The sequence below is a fragment of the Pseudomonas sp. BAY1663 genome (assembly GCF_000582595.1).
In the GTDB taxonomy this organism is placed as follows: domain Bacteria; phylum Pseudomonadota; class Gammaproteobacteria; order Pseudomonadales; family Pseudomonadaceae; genus Stutzerimonas; species Stutzerimonas stutzeri_AF.
On the sequence record NZ_AZSV01000014.1, the window covers coordinates 1 to 19242 of the forward strand.

At 55.0% G+C, this 19242-nt stretch carries 21 protein-coding genes and 1 pseudogene; 11 read left to right on the forward strand and 11 right to left on the reverse strand.

What is annotated here, in order from left to right; translation table 11 throughout:
* Positions 1-237: mercury resistance system periplasmic binding protein MerP (merP, locus tag BAY1663_RS06380; protein ID WP_037038747.1), on the forward strand; the 237-nt coding region annotated here is incomplete at its 5' end.
* A 7-nt stretch (positions 238-244) separates the two neighbouring features.
* Entirely contained in the window at positions 245-457 is a 213-nt protein-coding gene (locus BAY1663_RS23345; protein WP_003089113.1) for a GDCCVxC domain-containing (seleno)protein, read from the forward strand.
* A gap of 12 nt (positions 458-469) precedes the next feature.
* Here BAY1663_RS23345 and BAY1663_RS06385 read toward each other — a convergent pair whose 3' ends face one another.
* From BAY1663_RS06385 to BAY1663_RS23350, 4 genes are all read right to left on the reverse strand, one after another.
* The gene (locus BAY1663_RS06385; protein WP_037038750.1) at positions 470-3463 is read right to left on the reverse strand and encodes a Tn3 family transposase; all 2994 of its coding nucleotides are present in this window, start codon (positions 3461-3463) and stop codon (positions 470-472) included.
* A 3-nt stretch (positions 3464-3466) separates the two neighbouring features.
* Positions 3467-3877 (reverse strand): putative toxin-antitoxin system toxin component, PIN family, encoded by a 411-nt coding sequence (locus tag BAY1663_RS06390; protein WP_003150546.1) that lies wholly within the window; start codon positions 3875-3877, stop codon positions 3467-3469.
* Positions 3877-4116 (reverse strand): ribbon-helix-helix domain-containing protein, encoded by a 240-nt coding sequence (locus BAY1663_RS06395; RefSeq protein ID WP_003089107.1) that lies wholly within the window; start codon positions 4114-4116, stop codon positions 3877-3879. The genes BAY1663_RS06390 and BAY1663_RS06395 overlap by 1 nt, the downstream gene beginning before the upstream one ends.
* 192 nt (positions 4117-4308) lie before the next feature.
* Positions 4309-5202 carry an integrase gene (locus BAY1663_RS23350; protein WP_003291594.1) on the reverse strand — a complete coding sequence of 298 codons (894 nt, stop codon included), beginning with the start codon at positions 5200-5202 and terminating at the stop codon, positions 4309-4311.
* Positions 5203-5773: 571 nt separating this feature from the next.
* Here BAY1663_RS23350 and BAY1663_RS06400 point away from each other — a divergent pair.
* Positions 5774-6208, forward strand: a complete 435-nt coding sequence (locus BAY1663_RS06400) for a hypothetical protein (protein WP_017246346.1) — start codon at positions 5774-5776, stop codon at positions 6206-6208.
* Between the two features lie 257 nt (positions 6209-6465).
* Positions 6466-7097: pseudogene (gene tcmP, locus BAY1663_RS06405) on the forward strand (three-Cys-motif partner protein TcmP); the annotation flags it as partial.
* A 90-nt stretch (positions 7098-7187) separates the two neighbouring features.
* Here the strand turns inward: tcmP and BAY1663_RS06410 are convergent.
* Complete coding sequence (locus tag BAY1663_RS06410; RefSeq protein WP_003292635.1) at positions 7188-7868, reverse strand: heavy metal response regulator transcription factor; 681 nt, start codon at positions 7866-7868, stop codon at positions 7188-7190.
* Positions 7869-8297: 429 nt separating this feature from the next.
* Here BAY1663_RS06410 and BAY1663_RS23355 point away from each other — a divergent pair, with 429 nt between their 5' ends.
* The 7 genes from BAY1663_RS23355 (at position 8298) to BAY1663_RS06435 (ending at position 14528) form a co-directional block, all read left to right on the forward strand.
* A complete protein-coding gene (locus tag BAY1663_RS23355; RefSeq protein WP_015275566.1) occupies positions 8298-8507 on the forward strand; it encodes a co-regulatory protein PtrA N-terminal domain-containing protein in 210 nt (69 codons plus the stop codon).
* Between the two features lie 548 nt (positions 8508-9055).
* On the forward strand, positions 9056-10897 hold the full coding sequence (locus BAY1663_RS06415) for a copper resistance system multicopper oxidase (protein WP_019407031.1): 1842 nt from the start codon (positions 9056-9058) through the stop codon (positions 10895-10897).
* A 24-nt stretch (positions 10898-10921) separates the two neighbouring features.
* Entirely contained in the window at positions 10922-11212 is a 291-nt protein-coding gene (locus BAY1663_RS23360) for a hypothetical protein (RefSeq protein ID WP_170934340.1), read from the forward strand.
* Positions 11202-12200, forward strand: a complete 999-nt coding sequence (locus BAY1663_RS06420) for a copper resistance protein B (protein WP_037002812.1) — start codon at positions 11202-11204, stop codon at positions 12198-12200. Before BAY1663_RS23360 ends, BAY1663_RS06420 begins: the two co-directional genes overlap by 11 nt.
* 9 nt (positions 12201-12209) lie before the next feature.
* Positions 12210-13025 (forward strand): c-type cytochrome, encoded by an 816-nt coding sequence (locus BAY1663_RS23365; protein WP_017245517.1) that lies wholly within the window; start codon positions 12210-12212, stop codon positions 13023-13025.
* Between the two features lie 469 nt (positions 13026-13494).
* A complete protein-coding gene (locus BAY1663_RS06430; protein WP_017245518.1) occupies positions 13495-13824 on the forward strand; it encodes a four-helix bundle copper-binding protein in 330 nt (109 codons plus the stop codon).
* On the forward strand, positions 13803-14528 hold the full coding sequence (locus BAY1663_RS06435; RefSeq protein WP_051497084.1) for an IS3 family transposase: 726 nt from the start codon (positions 13803-13805) through the stop codon (positions 14526-14528). Before BAY1663_RS06430 ends, BAY1663_RS06435 begins: the two co-directional genes overlap by 22 nt.
* Positions 14529-14625: 97 nt before the next feature.
* Here the strand turns inward: BAY1663_RS06435 and BAY1663_RS06440 are convergent, their stop codons facing one another.
* From BAY1663_RS06440 to BAY1663_RS23375, 6 genes are all read right to left on the reverse strand, one after another.
* A complete protein-coding gene (locus BAY1663_RS06440) occupies positions 14626-16227 on the reverse strand; it encodes a hypothetical protein (RefSeq protein WP_238586985.1) in 1602 nt (533 codons plus the stop codon).
* A 171-nt stretch (positions 16228-16398) separates the two neighbouring features.
* Positions 16399-16734: a sensor histidine kinase KdpD gene (locus BAY1663_RS25045; RefSeq protein WP_256206572.1), complete on the reverse strand. Its 336-nt coding sequence runs from the start codon at positions 16732-16734 to the stop codon at positions 16399-16401.
* Positions 16700-17773, reverse strand: a complete 1074-nt coding sequence (locus BAY1663_RS06445; protein WP_256206570.1) for a histidine kinase dimerization/phospho-acceptor domain-containing protein — start codon at positions 17771-17773, stop codon at positions 16700-16702. Before BAY1663_RS06445 ends, BAY1663_RS25045 begins: the two co-directional genes overlap by 35 nt.
* 216 nt (positions 17774-17989) lie before the next feature.
* Positions 17990-18304, reverse strand: a complete 315-nt coding sequence (locus BAY1663_RS23370; protein ID WP_041016062.1) for a co-regulatory protein PtrA N-terminal domain-containing protein — start codon at positions 18302-18304, stop codon at positions 17990-17992.
* Between the two features lie 140 nt (positions 18305-18444).
* On the reverse strand, positions 18445-18801 hold the full coding sequence (locus tag BAY1663_RS06450) for a copper-binding protein (protein ID WP_017245526.1): 357 nt from the start codon (positions 18799-18801) through the stop codon (positions 18445-18447).
* 98 nt (positions 18802-18899) lie between these two features.
* Entirely contained in the window at positions 18900-19208 is a 309-nt protein-coding gene (locus BAY1663_RS23375; RefSeq protein ID WP_017245527.1) for a hypothetical protein, read from the reverse strand.
* Positions 19209-19242: the final 34 nt, after the last annotated feature.

Here is a 19242-nt window from a genome sequence, read left to right on the forward strand (position 1 = left end):
TTCGTGGCGCTGGCGGCTCCCCCGAAAACCGTCACGCTCGACGTGCAGAACATGACGTGCGGACTCTGTCCGATCACGGTCAAGAAGTCGCTGGAGAAGGTGTCCGGCGTGAGTGACGTCCAGGTCAATTTCGACCAGAAGACGGCGACCGTCACCTACGATCCCGATAAGGCCCAGCCCGAGGCACTGACTGAGGCGACCGCGAACGCGGGATACCCCTCCACAGTGCAGAAGTGAGGTCACGATGAGCGCCATTGTCCTTGAGTCCGTGCTGACTTGCCCGCGCTGCGGCTTCGCCAAGCCGGAAACCATGCCCACGGACGCCTGCCAGTTCTATTACGAGTGCAGCAACTGCAAGGCGCTGCTGCGCCCCAACCCAGGGGATTGCTGCGTTTTCTGTTCGTTCGGCTCGGTGAAGTGCCCGCCGATCCAGCAGCAGCTTGGGTGTTGCTCATAGCGTTTAGGGGGATCACAGGTCGTCGTCTGGATTACGCAGTGGCCGCAGCTCGCCGCGCGCAACTTCTTCCGGTACCGCAAAGGAATACCGCCCGAGCATGTTGATGTGCTCGTAGATCAGCGGCGATAGCCGGGCCAAATCCTCTTCCAGCACTGGATAGCCGTGCTGCTTGAGCCGTTCCACGGCCGCCGTCATGTAGAGGGTGTTCCACAGCACGATGATGTTCACCACCAGGCCCAGAGCACCGAGCTGGTCTTCCTGGCCTTCGCGGTAGCGCTGGCGGAGCTCGCCGCGTTTGCCGTGGAACACGGCGCGGGCCAGGCTGTGCCGGCCTTCGCCTCGGTTCAACTGGGTCAGGGTGGCGCGGCGCTTGGACTCGTCGTCGATATAGGTCAACGTGTGCAGAGTCTTTTCGATCCGCCCGAATTCGGCCAGCGCCTGGGCCAGCCGGGTGGGTCTATCTCCCGTTTGCAGCGTGCGCATGATGCCAGTCGCCGGCACCCGGCCGAGTTTGAGCGAGCCGGCCAGGCGCAGCAGGTCGTCCCAGTGCTCGGCGATCAGGTCGAGTTTGACCGACTGGCGGGCCAGCCCGTTGAGCTTGCCGTAGTCCGCGTCCGGGCGCGTGCGCCAGAAGCGGGTACCGCCGACATCGGCCAGCCGCGGACTGAAGTGGTAGCCAAGTAGGCGGAAGAGCCCGAACACCACATCGCTGTAGGCCCCGGTCTCGGTCATGATTTGCGTCGGCTGCAACTCGGTCTGCTGTTCCAGCACGACCGCCAGCAACACCAGGCTGTCGCGCAGCGTGCCGGGCACGGTGATGGCGTTGAGGCCGGAGAATTGGTCGGAAATCAGGTTGTACCAGGTGACACCCCGGCCGGTGCCGAAATACTTCGGATTGGGGCCGGCATGCACGGTGCGCACCGGTACGACGAAGCGCATGCCATCGGCGGAGGCGACCTCGCCGCCACCCCAGACTTGGGCCAGTTCCAGTTGGCTTTGCGCTCCGACCAGGATGGCGTTAGCCGCTGACAGGGTGTCGTCGCGGATATAATTCTGGCTGACCCAGGACAGCCGGTCACGGCGCAGCGCCGGGTTGTCGGTGCGGATCAAGGGCTCCAGGCCGGTGTTGCAGGCCCCGCCCAACAGCACCGCGCAGAGGCTGGTGACCAGGTTGTCGGCGCGTGCATTGCGTTCGGAGACATGGGTGAAGGCCTCGGAAAAGCCAGTGCGGGCGGCGATTTCCAAGAGGATTTCCGGCAGATCGACACGCGGCATCAGGTCAGACACGGCCGCCCGCAGTTGCAGCAACGAGCAGGGCTCGTCCAGCTTGTCCAGCGCCCCGAGCGACAGTTCGGTCTTGCCCTCGGTGTTCTCGCTCAGTTGAATCGCCGGGTTGTCGGGCAGGCGCGCGGCTACTGCCAGCCAGGTTGCATCCAGCTCGACGGACAAGGCGTCCAGGGTGGTTTTGGCGTCGATGGTCAGGCCCAGTGACCGGCAGATGATCGGTCGCGCCGCCAGCCATTCGGCACCGTCGAGCAGGCCAAGGCGCGGGTCGGCATAGCGCCAACTGGGCGAGACGAAGACATCGCGGCGGCGCAGGGCCGTGCGCAGCGCATCGAGCGTGCAGAACACATAGGCACCCATGTCGAGGGAGCCATCTTCGCGGGTGATGTGCTTCTGCCAAGCCTTGGCCACGATCTCCTGCGGCGCGTCATCCTCTGGCTTCCGGCGCGGCAGGTTCAGTTGCAGCCACTCCAGACTAGCCGCCACGCCCTTGCCGGCCGGGCTGAAGCCGAAGCGGATGTGCTTGAGCAGGTCGGGCAGGAAGCGGCGCACGCTGCGGTAGCGCGCTTCCAATGCAAGAAAATAGACGTCATCTACCGGGCGGATCAGCGCGTTGACCTCTTCCAGGGCCTTTTCCAGGGTGGTCCTCGGCAGGTCGTTGAACAGCCGGGCGCGCACGTTGTCATCGCTGATCGAGCTGTCCAGCACGACCTTGCACGCGGCGGCGAGCGTCGCGGCCGACCGATCCAGGTCTTTCAGGCTGCGCATGCGGGCTTTCTTGTCGGCCTTCTCCGCGTTGCTGAACAGGTCGCGCAGCAAGGCCTCCAGGACTTCCAGTGCGTCGTCGTGCGCAGTCGCCTCCAGGCAGAGTGCGAAGGCCACCAGTGTCGCCATCCGCCGCGACGCCGGCAGCCGATTAATCGCGGTGACCTTGGCCGTGTTGGCGAAGCGGGCCAGGGCGGCGATACGGCTGGGAGGGATGTGCGCCGCCGCCGGCAAGGTGATGCCGATGCCGCGCACGTCATCGAGCCGGCGCAGTGCCCGAATCAACGCGGGGCCACTGACCATGACCGGGCCGGAGCGCAATTGATCCAGCCGGGAGCTGCGGTTGCCTTCGGCCACCGTCAGCAAGTCTTGCAGTTGCAATCGCTGTTCCTCAGTCACGCTGCGGCCCAGCGTAAACCAGAGGCGTTCTTCGACCCGACTGCGCAACTGGGCGATAAAGCGCTCTAGTTGAGACACACCAGGCAGGAGGACTTTCTGTGTGAACAGCCACGAGGTGGCTCGCTCAAACAGCACTCCCGGCCGGTCGGTGCCCGTCCAGCAGAGGGCATACAGCCAGCGGCTCAAGCGAAAGCCGATGCCCGGATCGGTGAAATGACGATAGCCAAAGCGGTTCTGAATATCGGTGGCATGTATCCAGCGGCGATGATCGCTATAGCGCTGGAGGCAGTCGGGGTCTGGAATCGCCAGTTGTCGGCAAAGCACCTGCAGGACTTCCACCGGCACGGCGGCGGGCTTGTCCGGCAGAACGCCAACGAAGCGGACGGTGGTCAGCAGAACGGCATAACCCAGACGGTTATGGTTACCCCGCAGCACCTGGATGGCTTCACGGTCTTCATCGCTCAGGTGGAAGTAACGTTCCAGCTCTTCACGGCTGGGCGAATCAACATAGCGGCCAAAACCGTCGCGTTGCTCTTGAGTCAGAAAACCGACCGGCATTGATCACAGCACCTCGACGCAGAACACGGCGGGCGTGACGATCCGCGTGCGTTCGATGTGCCCGCGTTGCAGCAGGCCGGCGCGGCGATCACCGGTTACCAGGTAGTCCGCATCGCCCGCCAAGGCCATGGCCAGCAAAAACGAGTCATCCGGATCATCGGCTTCGACCTCGATGGTCAGGCGCTCCAGTACCACAGCCCGTTGCAGGTTATTGATCATGGCGCCCACCTTGGCGGGCTGTAGGATGGCCTGAAGCTTGGGATAGCGGCTGGCTCGACGAATTTCATCGAGTTGCATCCGCGAGGTCACCACCTCGAAACGCGCCGCCCGCCAGGCACGGTAGATCGCATCGGGCGCGCCATGTGGCGAGATCAGGGCGCTGAACAGGATGTTGGTATCCAACACGACCCGCATCAGCGCTTACGTGCCCAGTCGAGCGCTTCGTCAACCGCGTTGGTCAATTCTGCCTCACTCAGATGGGCGTTAGCGGCCTTGGCCTGCTCAGCGCTCAGCTCCAGGATGTGTGCCCGTACCGCTTCTTCGATGAAGCGCGACAGGTCGCCCTTACGGCCGCCGCCCTGGCTGGCCAGAAACATCCGAAGCGACTGGTCGGTGTCGGCCGAGACGGCGACATTCCAGCGAATGGTATTCATAGCGTTCTCCGCTAATAGGTGTTTGTGTGTTTATACGCCAATCACAAAGGGCGATGCAATGGTTCGACAAAACGAACAGATACCTGAGCGTTGACGACGTAAAGGTGGAAACCGCTATCAAAACCAGAGCTAGATACAAACGCTCTATAGCCTAAGGAATTCATGATTGTCCGCTGAAATGACCACATCACCTCAGCCGTCAGCGACCTCAGTCCTACGATCCAAGTCTCGCTGATCATTAAGAGCCACGGCGTCCGCACGCATTCGAGCAGGCACTGTATCTCTCACCTTTGAAAAGTCAGCATCGCTTGCAGGCTTAACCTTAACCGCTTCTGCACGTCCAAATCTTTTATCGCCATAGCGGCTAATCGAATCGGTAGCCTGGTGCCCCATGACGTATGCCATTTCAATTGCGGACATGCCTGAGGCTTTCAGATTTGAGCCGAACTGGTGACGAAGTGTGTACATACTCGGCACCTTCCTCCTACCGAATAGCTCAGTAGCGACTTGGTGAAGCGCAACGCGTATTGAATCCATACTGCGCGGCTGACATTTAAAAGCAGCGAGAGCGTTTCTCAAGATATTGCAGACGTCTCCATCAGCCTCAAGCGTTCGGCTAGCGCCGCGTAAACCGTTGTGGCTAAGCTTTGCACCGGATATATGGATGCGCCGGCCATCGATAGAAATTCCGTTAAGCTCGCATGGTCGCGCTCCGGTAAGAGATATCACCATTAAAGCTCCCGCTTCGACAGGCATATCTCGTTCAGCCAGACACCGTAGCCACGCTTCGAAATCAGCGGTAGAAAGCTTCTGCGGACGTCGCTGCTTTTTCTTTCGCGGCAGATTTAACACAGTGACCGGATTGAGCGTACGATTGATTTCTTGGGCAGCCCAGAAATTTCCTCGATGCTTTTGATCAAACGCCAAAGCGTTACGTAGGCGCCGATAATAATCCGGGCGGTAATCAGGGGCCGCCCGTAGTAAAGCACCAATAATATTGAGCTCATCAAGCTCAACGCCCTGCATCCGAGTCGCATAAAAATTACTGGCCAAACTAATATAGGCGCTTTGAGTCTCTGCATTCATATTATTCTTCTAATTATTATTTGCGTGACACATGCCACACAATCAATTATTGCAAATACGAAAACAAAAAAAACAACAACCAGAGCATTATTTTTTATATAACCCCAAAAGCCAAACATTGCAAAGGTGCAAAAATTCTATCCTTTCTATATCGCATTCCGGACTTTGGTTCGTTGGCCAAGAACGCACCATGTTACCTGACCCATCAAGACAACCCGCCGGGAGCAGCACATAGACCGACTGGATAGCGTCGGGTATCAGCAGGTGCTTCCACTCTTTCAGCCGATTCACATTTTAAAATGCGAGAACCAAGTAGAGTAATTTTAAATTGCGCTCACAGCCTGGGTCGGCGACGGACTGGCGCGATCGCTTACCGAGACACCACTGCCCACGACATACTGCTTGTGCCACTTTTAAATTATGAGTTTTGGGTCGAACACTCTACTAGATAGCCAGCCGAACGGCCTCCGGGGCATTAACCAGAGACTGCATAAAAATACAGTTAGCCTATTGCCTTTTTTAAGCAGAGCAACTTAGAATTATGAACAGAACAACAACCTGAGGAAAAATCATGTCTATCCTAATTCTTAACTGCGAGCGCGACGAAGTCGGCGGTCAATACCTAGTAGCAAGCATTCACGGTGTGGAACACTGCGTATCACTTGATGATGACTATCCGGAGAAAATCCCAGATTCAGATGATATAGTCCACCGCATTAATGCAGATGACTTCAATGAGCTTTCTGAGAAGGTACGCTCCTACGTGCGCAAGCACAGCATAGCCCCCATTCATTCACTCGATGACGTTAGGCTGCTGGCGATGCAGCTCGGCGATATGAAAGCAAAGACCTACGAAATCGACGAAGAAGGTCATGGCCTCACGCTCCGTGACTGTAGCGTAGATAAAGGTGTACGCATCCTAGCTCGTAAATTTCAGAGTACATATCAGGCGCATCGCTGGCTGACCGAGCAACTGGATATTTTGAGTTTCAATGCACCACGGTAAGCGTGCACGCGCTAATGTCCCGCCATTGCATTCCCAATCAAAAGCCGCATGCAACCGAGGCGCGCTATATATAAAGACGTTTAATCGACTAAATTGACTTCAATGTGACTCGGTTAGACGTTGGCTTTATTGTAGATCGCCTGATTAGCTTGAAGACTGCCCACTTCAAATCTTTACTGTCTCGGTAGCCTTTCATTTACTAATGCCCGGCAACCGACGCACGCTTATAGATTGCACCAACAAAAGCGCATGGCATGCTGAAAGAGCTGAAGGCACATCAGCCTCGCAATTGGCAGTACCTGATCCAACGCCATCTGTCTGAAGGGATCAAACAGGAAAGCGGTGCCCAGTACATGACCGTGTTCTTCATCCGCCCTGCTGGCAGCAACCCGATGGCCTATTGGTTTATCCATCTGGCGGACAACTACCGCGCCAACGATGTGATGAAGAAGATCCACTGGAAATACGGCAACAACTTTTCCCATATGCTGTCGCCTTCCAGCTTTTTCGGCTACGACGCCAATCGGATATCGCCGTGACAGGCCAACACGATTTGCTGTTGGATGAGCATCACTTCGACGATGCCACCGATGACCGCGTCCGAGGAGAACTTTCAGAGCTCTTGCCCAAACAGGTCTACGAGGTAGAACGGCAACCTTTTTTGGGCCTGATGAGCGGATTGACCAACTACACCATGGCTGACGAGTTTCGCGTAAAGCAGGCGCTCGATATCGCTGTTGCGACCGGTGATTTGCTGGCGGTCGGTAAGGATGGCAAGACCAGGCGTCGCAAGGGCACTAGCATCAAATCCAGTGATATTCTGATAGCTCCCCCGCAGAGCCCCATCTTCTTCGTGCCACAGCTGAAGAAATCCAGCTCGGAGAACTGAGGTTCGGCACCGCTCCTTGCTCGGTGGCTCGCCTTAACCGCATCGGTACCGGTAGCTTGGCCCATCGCGTGAAATGCCGAGCATTTCGCTCTAGGGGTCTGGCGCGTCGATCAAATAGCCCATCCCACGCGCGGTTTGTATGAGCTTAGGTTCGAACTCATCATCGATTTTTGCTCTCAGCCGTCGTACCGCCACCTCAATCACATTGGTATCGCTGTCGAAATTCATGTCCCATACTTGGGAGGCGATAAGGGACTTTGAGAGCACTTCCCCGCGACGCCGAAGTAATAGCTCAAGAAGTGCGAATTCCTTTGCAGTTAGGTCTATTCGTTTCCCCGATCGCGTAACTCGACGCCTGAGCAGATCGACCTCAAGGTCGAGGAGTTTGAGTATTGTTTGGTTGGGGACATTATTGCCGCGGCGAAGCAACGTACGGATCCTGGCTAGCAATTCGGAGAAGGCAAACGGCTTGATGAGATAATCATCAGCGCCCAACTCCAATCCCTTTACTCGATCCTGAACCCCGTCTCGGGCGGTGAGAAAGAGCACGGGAACCTCATTACCAGCAGCGCGGACTTTCTGTAAAACCTGCCACCCATCCAGGCCAGGCATCATCACGTCTAAGATGAGCAAGTCGTATGTGGTATGAAGCGCGTGCTGAGCAGCATCGGTCCCGTTTTCAACTCTATCGACTGTGAAGCCTGCCTCTGAAAGCCCCTGCTGTAGGTAGGTGCCTGTTTTCGGCTCGTCTTCAGCAACAAGAAGCTTCATGAAAGTATTCCCTCCGGCATTTGGAGCAGTGTGCCGATTGTCAGGGCGTGCAGCCAGTACCTTACAGAAACGTAATGCTCGCATCATCTGTCTGACAGCTTGTAGCGTTAACGTCTACATCAGCAGTTGCTCCCACACTCTGCTTTTTGGCCTTTTCCATGCTCCTTTGGCCTATCGGCGCTAGATGGCGCCCTTTTTTTGCCCGCTGGAAACAAGACCTATTTGCCTGAACGAAAAGGCACCATGCACGCTACCTGCGCTTTCGCTTGGGCTCACTGCCTTTATGCATTACTGACGAAACCGTAATGTCTAAATCAGGGTTCTGACAGGAACGCTCGGTTAGCTTAGACACAAGACCAAGCCAAAGCCAAAGCCTCTATTTATGGAGCTGCGCTGGGTCTCCCATGTCTTCGAACGAGGTAACAAGTAATGAAATTCTTCAGATCCGTTTCTGTACTGCTCGCCATCGCAGCAAGCTCTTCCTATGCAATGGCAGAAGGTGGTGGTGATCGTACCTTTGCTCGTATGGAGCAGGCTCGCCAAATAGCGATCGCTAGTTATCAGGCTGACCAGAAGGACCAAGCCCAGGAGGTAGCCTCAAAAGCAACTTCAGCGAAGCACGCCCACGCTAATTGCTGAAGCGAAACCTTACGCAACTGTGACCATGCACCTCTCGGAACTGTGGCAGCTTTCTCGGATGTTGTAGTTGCCACGGTGTTGGTAGTTGTAACATTCGTTGGAAGAACCGGCGATATCAGTATTAACAGCGCACATTATTTTAAGCGATTATTATCAAAGCTGCAGCCTAAATTAAACTATTAAGATGATCGGAATATAATAATGTGAAGGCAGCGGTTAGAGGCTGATGGTATTAGCCGTACATTGAGCAATCTTTGACTTCAATGAGTATCGTTGCAACCGGATCCTTGCACGGAAATCAAAAGCCATTGCGCAGCTTCCACCTGGAGATTGACATGCTCACAGGCGATTTTTTGGGCGATTTCTGAAGCGCTTTAAGCTTACAAAAATGTAATCCCGCGTCTTTCTTAGGCATGCCATATTTACGATTAAAGGCGAGTCGCTTGATAAGACAGACCGTGCGCGAGTTTCTAAGATCAATTAACGCTGGCAACACCAACCTTACGGCTGGTTTCGGCTTGGCTCCTTAGTTTGATTGGAACCTACACATGCAACGTAAAACCTCTAGGCGAACCTTTGTTAAAGGCTTGACTGCCGCAGGCATCCTTGGCGGTCTTGGCTTGTGGCGAGCTCCGGTCTGGGCAGTGACTAGCCCAGGCCAGCCCAGCGTACTAAGTGGCACGGAGTTCGATCTGCTGATTGGGGAGACGCCGGTCAATATCACCGGCGCGGCCCGGACAGCGATGACTATCAATGGGACCATCCCAGGGCCGCTTCTACGTTGGCGTGAAGGGGATACCGTCACGCTGCGAGTCAGAAATAAGTTGAGCGAAGATACATCGATTCACTGGCACGGCATGATCCTGCCGGCCAACATGGATGGCGTGCCTGGATTGAGCTTCCACGGCATCGCTCCCGATGGCATGTATGTCTACAAGTTTCAGGTTAAACAGAACGGTACCTATTGGTACCACAGTCATTCAGGCCTACAAGAGCAGCTTGGTGTCTATGGTCCCTTGGTCATCGATGCGAAGGATCCCGAACCGTTCAGCTATGACCGCGACTATGTGGTGATGTTGACTGATTGGTCCGATGAGGATCCCGCTCGAATCCTTTCTAAGCTCAAGAAGCAGTCCGATTATTACAACTTCCACAAGCGCACTGTCGGAGACTTCATTAACGACGTGAGCGAAGACGGCTGGGCCGCTACGATTGCGAATCGGAAAATGTGGGCTCAGATGAAAATGAGTCCCACCGACCTCGCCGACGTAAGCGGCTACACCTATACCTATCTAATGAACGGCCAAGCACCCGACGGGAACTGGACCGGCATCTTTAAGCCCGGCGAGAAGCTTCGTCTGCGGTTCATCAACGGCTCGGCCATGAGCTATTTCGATGTCCGCATTCCAGGGCTGAAGATGACTGTAGTCGCAGCCGATGGCCAATACGTCAACCCAGTTAGCGTCGACGAATTCCGCATTGCCGTGGCAGAAACCTACGATGTGATTGTCGAGCCTGCGACCGAGGAGGCTTACACGATCTTCGCCCAATCGATGGATCGCACAGGATACGCCCGTGGCACGCTAGCGGTTGCCGAAGGGCTGAGCGCTCCTGTTCCAGAAACCGATCCTCGACCACTAATCACCATGGACGACATGGGGATGGATCACGGCAGCATGGGCGGTATGGCGGGCATGGACCATGGCGGCGACATGGGCGCGATGGACCATAGCAACATGTCCGGCATGAACCACGGTGACATGCAAGGGATGGGCGACATGGGCGCAATGGCCGGCATGGATCACAGCAAAATGGGTGGGATGTCCGGGATGGACCACTCTGGAATGGCTGGGATGAGCGCAGGTATGCAATCGCACCCGCCCTCAGAGTCCAATAACCCACTGGTGGACATGCAGACCATGAGCCCAACTCATAGGCTGAACGATCCCGGTATTGGCTTACGAGACAACGGCCGCCGAGTCCTGACCTATGGCGACTTGAGAAGCACTTTCCCCGATCCGGACGGCCGTGAGCCCAGTCGGACGATCGAACTCCATCTCACCGGCCACATGGAGAAGTTCTCCTGGTCATTTGACGGCATAGAGTTCTCTGATTCGGAGCCCCTGCGGCTCAAATATGGCGAGCGGGTACGCATCACTTTGGTCAACGACACCATGATGACCCATCCGATTCATCTGCATGGTATGTGGAGCGATCTTGAGGATGAGAATGGAAAGTTCATGGTTCGCAAGCACACGATCGACATGCCTCCAGGTTCGAAGCGCAGCTACCGCGTGACAGCCGATGCACTCGGGCGTTGGGCTTATCACTGTCACCTACTGCTTCACATGGAAATGGGCATGTTTCGTGAAGTCCGAGTGGACGAGTAAGAGGAACTTTATATGGGAAATTTTATGAAGCGTAAAACTCTTATCGGCAGCGCGTTAATGTTCAGTCTGCTGGGCGTAATGAATATATCAGCTGCGTTTGCAGAGCAAACGCATGATCAGCACAAGCAACCATCGGCTTCGTCGCAAAATTCAGGCAACAAGCCGGCATCTCAGACACAAGGCTCCTCTAACTCAGAAATGGACCACGGCGACATGGGTCATGGCTCGATGGACCATGGTGAAATGGACCATGGCAAGATGGATCATGACCCGAAGGCTACTGGTACTGAGGTGGATTCGCACCATGACCACTAGATCTTCTCGCTTTGCTCTTATTGCGCTCGGAGTTTCGTTGAGCGCAGCGGCTGGACGGATAGCCAACGCCGCCGAGATGATGGATCACTCGATGCATCAAACCCCTCCTATTCCGGCAGCTCAAGCCCCTGCATCTTCTGCCAAGCCCGCGGCAATGAATCATGGCTCCGGTGGGCAAATGGACCATTCTGCAATGGGTCATGGTGCGATGGACCATAGCAAGATGAACCATGGCCAAATGAAGCATGACGATACGCTCGAAATGCCCGGCATGGTTCATCCCTCGTTCATTCCAGTATTGACCGATGCGGATAGAGAAGCGGCTTTCCCTGGTCTTCAAGGTCATACGGTCCATGACAAGTATCTGGCCTGGTTCCTTCTGCTAGATCAACTTGAGTACCAGGACGCAAATGAAGGTAGCACCCTCAGTTGGGAAGCTACTGCCTGGGTTGGTGGCGATATCAATCGGTTCTGGTTTCGCTCGGAAGGTGAGCGAACGAATGGCGTTACTGAAGACGCGGAAATTCAGGCGCTTTACGGGCGTGCAATCAGTCCCTGGTGGGATGTAGTAGCAGGTGTTCGCCAGGACTTTAAGCCCGAGTCGCCGCAGACGTGGGCGGCTTTAGGCGTCCAGGGGATGGCGCTGTATGGGTTTGAGGCGGAAGCCACCGCCTTCGTCGGTGAAGGTGGGCAGACAGCAGCACGTTTTGAAGGCGAGTACGACATTCTCCTAACTAACCGGCTCATCCTCCAACCAACTGCCGAGCTCAATTTCTATGGCAAGGACGATCCTGCACGCGGAGTGGGCGCTGGTCTAGCAAATACAGAGGTGGGGCTCCGCCTCCGATACGAAATCGTTCGTGAGTTCGCACCGTACATCGGCGTCACGTGGAGCCGGGCATACGGTAATACCGCTGATATGGCGAGAGATGAGGGCGAAGACCTAGATGAGGCGCGGTTCGTTGCTGGCGTCAGGCTTTGGTTTTAAGGACCTTCGATGAAAAGAATAATTATTAGCTTCGCTGCCTTCTGTGCTCTGGGCCTGTTGGTAGTGGCCGGAGTTGTTTTCTCAGGACTGATTAGCGTTGCCGCGGATGATCCTCATACGGGAGTCGTGCACGCATTCCTGGAAACTGCTCGCAATCGCTCGATTGAGGTTCGTTCCGAAGACATAGTCGTGCCATCTCTCGACGATGAAGACCAAATCCGCGCCGGGGCGGGGAACTACGACTCGATGTGTGTGGGTTGTCATTTGGCGCCAGGCATGGCTGAGACCGAGCTAAGCAATGGCCTTTATCCCGCACCACCCAGCCTGGCTGAAGCGGGGCTATACGGTGACCCAGCAAAAACATTTTGGGTCATCAAGCATGGCATCAAGGCCACTGGGATGCCTGCGTGGGGTAAAAGCATGGCTGACCCGTACATCTGGGGAATGGTGGCTTTTCTGCAGAAGCTTCCTGAGTTAGATGAAGGAGCGTATCGAGCACTCGTTGCGTCTAGCGGTGGTCACCAGCATGGTGGTGGGGAGACCCCAGCTGGGCACGGTCAACAACATGGTGAGGTGGCCTTGGACGACCACCATCAGGGCGACAGTGGCGACTCGGATCACCATGGCTCTAGCAGCTCAAGTGATGCAGCCGGCCAATCAAACTTTGGTCACCATGGTAATAATGAAAGCGATGACCATCATGCGTCAGAGGAGCCCCAGGCGGTTAAACACAGCAATGGCAATGGCGGTGACAACGCCGATGCGGAAGGCAAATCTCCTTCAAAAAACCATGTACACGCAGACGGGAAGCAACACGACCACTAACATCCGGTATGTCTGTACCTAAGCGGTTCTGACCAGGCTCTTAGAAAGACGCCTCGGCACAAGCAAAGGGGGTCGGTCTTAGGCCATCCTAATTCGACGCAACGGTACCGGAGGGCTTTTCACAACCATTAGGCCGCAGGTCTAGTGACTCTCATAGTTAAGGGCTTTCGCTCCGGCCGTTCCCCATTGGATGCTCCCAGTCGTGGCGACCGGGAGCTCCCCATACCCCACCGGTTATCTAGAACAGACTAGCGAAGCCGGCTAAGCCATCGGAAGTTTGGCTCATCGTCTCCAACTGTCACCGCATACATCATATTCGGTACCGTTGCGCACCTTACAGCATTGTAATGAAGTTGGTCGAAACGGGCTCGGTAGGAGCGTGTCGTAATTCAGTGCCTGCTAATACGCTTATGAGGTATTTGGCTAGTAGGCACCGACGACATACCACTATCGAACCCTGGAGAACGCAATGACAAACTCAATGTTCGCTTCCTGTATCCAAGCTTGTTCGAACTGTGCCCTAGTGTGCGAAACGTGCGCCTCTGCTTGCCTGCGTGAGGATGACGTAAAAATGATGGCTCGCTGCATCGAGTTGGACCGTGACTGCGCAGACATTTGTAGGTTGGCCGCCACACTGATGAGCCGTGAAAGTGAGTACGCCAAGGAGTTCTGTGCCCTTTGCGCCAAGATCTGCCGCGCATGCGGTGAGGAATGCGCGAAACATCAGATGGATCACTGCCAAGAGTGTGCCAAAGCGTGCATGAAGTGCGCTGAAGAATGCGAGCGCATGGCTGCGTAACAATCTCGACTTGCTGCTCTGGCAAAGCTCATATCTCCTACCGCCGGGTCTGGGCGCTCCTGCGTAGGCAGGCCGAACCGGCGGTCAATGTGAAACGGGTTTATCGGGTCATGCGCGACCATGACCTGCTGCTGGAGAAACGCCGCAAGCAGCCCGGTGTGGCTCGTCGTCATGAAGGCCGAGTGGCAGTGGGCGAGAGCAATACCCGTTGGTGCTCGGACGGTTTTGAATTTCGTTGTGACGATGGCGCCAAGCTGCGTGTGACCTTTGCCTTGGACTGCTGCGACCGTGAGGCCATCAGCTGGGTAGCCAGCCCGAGTGGCTACAGCGGTGACGACGTCCGTGACGTCATGCTTGAAGCCGTCGAGAAACGTTTTGGACAGGCACTGCCTGTCACTCAGATTCAATGGTTGAGCGATAACGGCTCGGCGTACACCGCCGAACAGACGCGCGCCTTTGCTCGGGAAATCGGCTTGATACCGCTGACCACGCCAGTGCGCAGCCCGCAGAGCAACGGCATGGCGGAGAGCTTCGTGAAAACGATGAAGCGCGATTACATCGCCCATATGCCACGGCCGGATCGCCAGACAGCGCTACGCAACCTGGCGATTGCTTTTGAGCATTACAACGAAGAGCATCCCCACAGCGCACTGAAGTACCGCTCGCCTCGGGAATTCAGGCGGTTGGCTGTAACATCAACTTAACAGGGTTACGATGTCCGGTTTGATAGGGGCAAGTCCAGGCAATGTTCATTTGGCTCTGCGCCCCGTAAGGAACATCTGGGCTGTGCGAGACAGGCTCTCACCCGCTTTTAAACAACAGTGCCTCAATTCGATCGTGTTCTTCCCGTGTCGGTAGAGCGGTTGAATTTACCTTGTCATCACTATTCGGCTGGCGATTTTCCGGTGGGCCAATTTCAGGGTGGTAAGCGCCATCTGCGTCGAATGCAACCCAGCCGTACCATTCTCGGATGACTTTGGAAGGATGGCCATCCTCCATTGCGACATACCAGTCCGCCAATCGGAAACGCTTACCGGCAAGCTTAGAAGTAGCCATTTCGGCTCGAACCAGCGCCAGATATAGCGGGTGCGGCAGTTCCTCTACGGCGCTGGTTTCGTCGAGCAAGAACGTGAACGAGGCGTGCGACGGTTGCTCTGTAGAACCGGCTCGCTCCTCTTCCTCGCCTAAGGTAAACACAGGAGCAAAACCGCCCCCCTCTGTTCTGAAGTTGGTCGTCTGGCCTTGGTAGACCCTGGCAGCGTTCCACTGCACCTCGCCAGCATAAGCGTACGCGCGCAGGTCAAACTTCATCGGTCGTACCTGAGGGTCGGCGACGGTTCTACGCTCGCCAGGAGCTACAAGGGACTGGGCGACGTAGTTTCCGCCAACGATTTCTTCCCAAACGCGCTTGGTGAGCTTGTCTCCTCGGTATGCACCGCGACTACCAAACCCGCTGACGGGCTTGAAGAAGAGGCTACGGCGGTTTTGCCAGAGGTGCTCTGCGTTACCATGCCCGACAGGCACGGTAAGCGGGACGTATTGGGCCAATACGGCTCGGATTTGCTGACCAACGCCAATCTCTTCCAAAAAACGTCCGTTGGTTAGGTCAACCAACCGGCGTTTGTCGGCATAAAGGGCATAGGCCTGAGGGTGCGGCGTTACCGTCACGACATCAGCCAAATAAGCGCTGCGCAGCGCGCTGCAATTGTCACCTTCCAGATAGAAATCGGTGAGTCGGTTATAGACGAGATCCACAGGCTTTCCGTCGACCAAGAGGCACTCGTTGTGAAAGGCCAGATCGGCTGGGTCTGCGATTAGGCAGTCGATTCCTGCTGACTCGAATAACCGCTGAAAAAGAAGGAACTCCGGATACAGGTATTGGGCTTGTGGGCTTTCATCCAAGATCACCACGCGCGTGAGCGGACGTTGCTCGCCGCTCGCAGACCATTCTTGGGCGAACATATGCAGAATCGATTGTTCGAAGCCTCCGGGCCATTCCTGCCCCGGCGATAGTCCGACTACGCCGCTGCAACAACTGCGCTGCGCGCGGGCGAGCAATACGTTTAGCATCGCTCCGCCCGCATTTGTGTTTATTTCGATGAGCCCAAGCTTGTCCTCATCCAGATGAAAATCGTAGCCAAAGAAGACGCCCCGCGCGCGACGAGGGTTGTGTTGCGCAATAGGGGGGGCGGAATCCAGAGCATGCTCGCGCCAAGCGGGCAAACTCACGGTTCGCTCGATGGCTTGGATGACCTCACGCACCTGACGCAGTCGCGACGGCGAAACAAATACCGGTCGAGCAGCAAATACATGGGGGCAACGTGACTTCAATAGCTCTGACAACTCGGGATTTCCAAGCTGTTCGGACAATGCATTTGTGAGCGCAACCTGATCCAGGCTCACGCAGAAGCACGCTTCGTTGAGCGCTGCGGCCGTCGTACCGCATTTTCTCGATGAGGACGCTGTCACGGGAACCTCCAGGATCAAACATACAGGTTCGAAAGGCGTGACCTCTTTCGGTTCAGCCAGGCATTTCTCTAAAGCGTAGGTCAGGGTCGTTGTGGGCATCTGCCATTAACTAGACATAAGCCTTGGAAGCGTCATTGTAAAAGTCGTGCGTCCCTCCGCTGATTCACAAGCGATGCGCCCTTTGTGCGCTTCTACTATTGAACGAGTGATAGCCATGCCGAGGCCCGCGTTCAACGTAGTACCTTCGCGCCTTGCGGTGTCGACCCTGTAGAAACGGTCGAATATCCGGGTTTGAAGCTCGGCTGGAATAGTTATGCCGCGGTTGGAAATAGCCGTGGAAACCGAAGCGCCGCTCTCGCTTATTTCAACGCTTATGGTGCTGCGTTCCTCCGCATACCGAACTGCGTTAGAGACTATGTTTGAAATAGCCCGTCTTAGCATTGATTTGTCCCCATTCACCGATCCATCGCCTGAAAGAGCGATTTTTACATTTTTTTTCCTCGGCTGCTAGCTCGTAATATTCGATAACGCTAGCGGCAATCTCAGCTATGCTGGCATCTTCGGCACTGGGCGTAATCTTTCCGTTGTCCGCCTTGGCTAGGAACAGCATGTCATCGACCATCTTTGACATGCGCCTAAGTTCTTCGAGGGCGGAATACAAAATGTTCTTGTAGTCGGTATTCTCGCGGTCGCGCAAGAGCGCGACCTCCATTTGGGTAAGCATGCTGTTCAGCGGCGTTCTTAGCTCATGCGCGATGTCCGCTGAGAAACCTGACAGCCGGAGGAAAGAATCATCCAAGCGCGAGAGCATTTCATTGAAGTTAGCAACGAGTTCATGAAGTTCGCCTGGTACTGACTCGGTCGGAATCCGCGTATCTAAGCAGTTGGCGGTTACGGTTGAAGATGTCTTGGATAGTTCGCCAATGGGCTTCAAGCCCTTTTTGATCAGAACAACACCTAGTGCCCCACTTAGAAGCGCACTGATCACGAGCGTATAAGCAAACCATTGCTGAATCATCTCGAAGAAGTGGACTCGATGCGTTACATCCAAAGCCAGATAGATGACTGCGTCTTGCCCTTCGACCCACTGATCTACTTTTCTGGTAATGCCACTGTACCGGTGCCCATCGAAATTTACTGCCCAGCGTTCCTCTTGATTATCCGTGACGAGAGGAAGCAAGCGCTCAGAAAAATTGTGGTGTGAGTAAACCGTTTTGCCGTCTATCACTACCGCAGTTGCAAACCCGAAAGAGTGCTCAATGACCGCATCGATCTTTGAGGTGGCCTCCTGTCCGAAAGCCGTACTGCTACGTAGCATATGCTCTACGGCAGCGGCTTTTTCACTCAGCACTTGCGCATCCTTGCGCTCGAAATGCAGCTGGCAGAAATAATAGAAGCTGATTGCGGCGACCATCAGCACAACCGTAACCACGAGCATGAAAGCCACCGCCATTCTGCTCGTCAGTGAAACTTTTTCCATCAGTACGGTCCTGGTTAGGCCAAGCACAAAAGCAGGCAGGGCGTCCGGAGGAGCCTTACCTGCTTCGATATGGTCGTTGCAGTATCGTTCGTATTCAAGACCTGGTCTGGACCTTCACCATTTTAGCGAGCTTCCGGCTTTGACGGTCTCCTTCATCCACCACATCCTTTCATCATTCCTCGCATGTCGCCTACCCTTGATATTAACTTTGACAGGTTAGCCGTTATTTACGCCAATCGGGGTGCTCAAAAACTCTACCGTATGAATTTTCCCGTCAGGTGTCTTTACCCTCATCTCGTAGGTTTGGACTTTGGCGTTAGTACGATAGTTTTGAATCATGTCAGTCTTGCCGTTCGCCCCTGCAGGTGCAATGTTAAGCACCTTACCTTCTTTAACCAACTCCTTAAGAGTGGACTTGGTTTCCGGATCATTCAAACGATGCAGCGTGCGTTCGCTTCCGCCTTCAGCTAACGCAAAAGATGAAGCAGCAGTTAGAATAAGCGGGAAAATCACTTTGTTCATACGGTTCATGGTTTTGACCCTTTGGTTAGTTGATACCGATATGTTATAAGTGCAAGACTTACAAGAAGCTGTTCTCAACGTTACAAAGCTGTAATTTCTCTCTTTTAATCGAGCTATGCCCGTCGCATATACGGCGAGCGGTTCTGCACTTACTGTTTTTCGATGCGGGTGACCGTGGAGTCCATTCCCTGCGAGGAGAAATCGAACTGGACCTTATCGCCTTCTTTTAGCTTTTGGAGCTGGTCAGGCTTTGCTTTGAATCCCATCGTCATTGCGGGCCAGCCCAAGGCCTTGACCGGGCCGTGGGCAATGGTGACGGTCCCGCTTTCGGTATTCACCTTCTTGATCGTGCCAGTAGCCGTAGCGGTCTGTGCGGCTGATTTATGGTCCATTTGCATGTTCATGCCTTTATGATCCATAGGCATGCCATCCATGGGCTTCTTGTCGGCAGCATAGGCGGCTGGGACCAAGAAAAGTGTGGCAAGGGTAATGGACATGATGTTCATGAATGTCTCTCCAGATCTGTAGGTTGCTGCGGTATGCAATTGCCGGCGGCGCAAGAGAAAAAATCTATCTATCCTTTGAGTGTGGTTTTTTGCGTTGCTTAACCGTTATTGAGTCCGAAGGGCAGTCCTCGGAATTCCACGATATGGGTCACGTCATCAGGCGTTCTGATTTTTATCTCAAACGTTTGGGGACGGCCATCATACTTGCTCCTTTGCATAACCCCACTTTTACCTGTGGCACCTGCAGGCCCTACACTTAGCACTTTGCCTTCCTCAAGTAGCGCCTTAAGTACTGGCTTGGCTTCTTTATGGCGCTGAATAACTTGATCAGAATTTTGTTCTGCCATTGCGAAAGAGGAGGCGGCAGCGAACATAGTAAAAAGGATGGTTTTGCTAATGGCTTTCATGACTAAACTCCTGATTGTTTGATGCCTATAGCTT

Bases quoted from the DNA above. Each gene is read 5' to 3' on its own strand.
- BAY1663_RS23345 (WP_003089113.1), top strand. From the start codon at position 245: ATGAGCGCCATTGTCCTTGAGTCCGTGCTGACTTGCCCGCGCTGCGGC.
- BAY1663_RS06385 (WP_037038750.1), bottom strand. From the start codon at position 3,463: ATGCCGGTCGGTTTTCTGACTCAAGAGCAACGCGACGGTTTTGGCCGC.
- BAY1663_RS06390 (WP_003150546.1), bottom strand. From the start codon at position 3,877: ATGCGGGTCGTGTTGGATACCAACATCCTGTTCAGCGCCCTGATCTCG.
- BAY1663_RS06395 (WP_003089107.1), bottom strand. From the start codon at position 4,116: ATGAATACCATTCGCTGGAATGTCGCCGTCTCGGCCGACACCGACCAG.
- BAY1663_RS23350 (WP_003291594.1), bottom strand. From the start codon at position 5,202: ATGAATGCAGAGACTCAAAGCGCCTATATTAGTTTGGCCAGTAATTTT.
- BAY1663_RS06400 (WP_017246346.1), top strand. From the start codon at position 5,774: ATGTCTATCCTAATTCTTAACTGCGAGCGCGACGAAGTCGGCGGTCAA.
- BAY1663_RS06410 (WP_003292635.1), bottom strand. From the start codon at position 7,868: ATGAAGCTTCTTGTTGCTGAAGACGAGCCGAAAACAGGCACCTACCTA.
- BAY1663_RS23355 (WP_015275566.1), top strand. From the start codon at position 8,298: ATGAAATTCTTCAGATCCGTTTCTGTACTGCTCGCCATCGCAGCAAGC.
- BAY1663_RS06415 (WP_019407031.1), top strand. From the start codon at position 9,056: ATGCAACGTAAAACCTCTAGGCGAACCTTTGTTAAAGGCTTGACTGCC.
- BAY1663_RS23360 (WP_170934340.1), top strand. From the start codon at position 10,922: ATGAAGCGTAAAACTCTTATCGGCAGCGCGTTAATGTTCAGTCTGCTG.
- BAY1663_RS06420 (WP_037002812.1), top strand. From the start codon at position 11,202: ATGACCACTAGATCTTCTCGCTTTGCTCTTATTGCGCTCGGAGTTTCG.
- BAY1663_RS23365 (WP_017245517.1), top strand. From the start codon at position 12,210: ATGAAAAGAATAATTATTAGCTTCGCTGCCTTCTGTGCTCTGGGCCTG.
- BAY1663_RS06430 (WP_017245518.1), top strand. From the start codon at position 13,495: ATGACAAACTCAATGTTCGCTTCCTGTATCCAAGCTTGTTCGAACTGT.
- BAY1663_RS06435 (WP_051497084.1), top strand. From the start codon at position 13,803: ATGCGAGCGCATGGCTGCGTAACAATCTCGACTTGCTGCTCTGGCAAA.
- BAY1663_RS25045 (WP_256206572.1), bottom strand. From the start codon at position 16,734: ATGCTAAGACGGGCTATTTCAAACATAGTCTCTAACGCAGTTCGGTAT.
- BAY1663_RS06445 (WP_256206570.1), bottom strand. From the start codon at position 17,773: ATGGAAAAAGTTTCACTGACGAGCAGAATGGCGGTGGCTTTCATGCTC.
- BAY1663_RS23370 (WP_041016062.1), bottom strand. From the start codon at position 18,304: ATGAACCGTATGAACAAAGTGATTTTCCCGCTTATTCTAACTGCTGCT.
- BAY1663_RS06450 (WP_017245526.1), bottom strand. From the start codon at position 18,801: ATGAACATCATGTCCATTACCCTTGCCACACTTTTCTTGGTCCCAGCC.
- BAY1663_RS23375 (WP_017245527.1), bottom strand. From the start codon at position 19,208: ATGAAAGCCATTAGCAAAACCATCCTTTTTACTATGTTCGCTGCCGCC.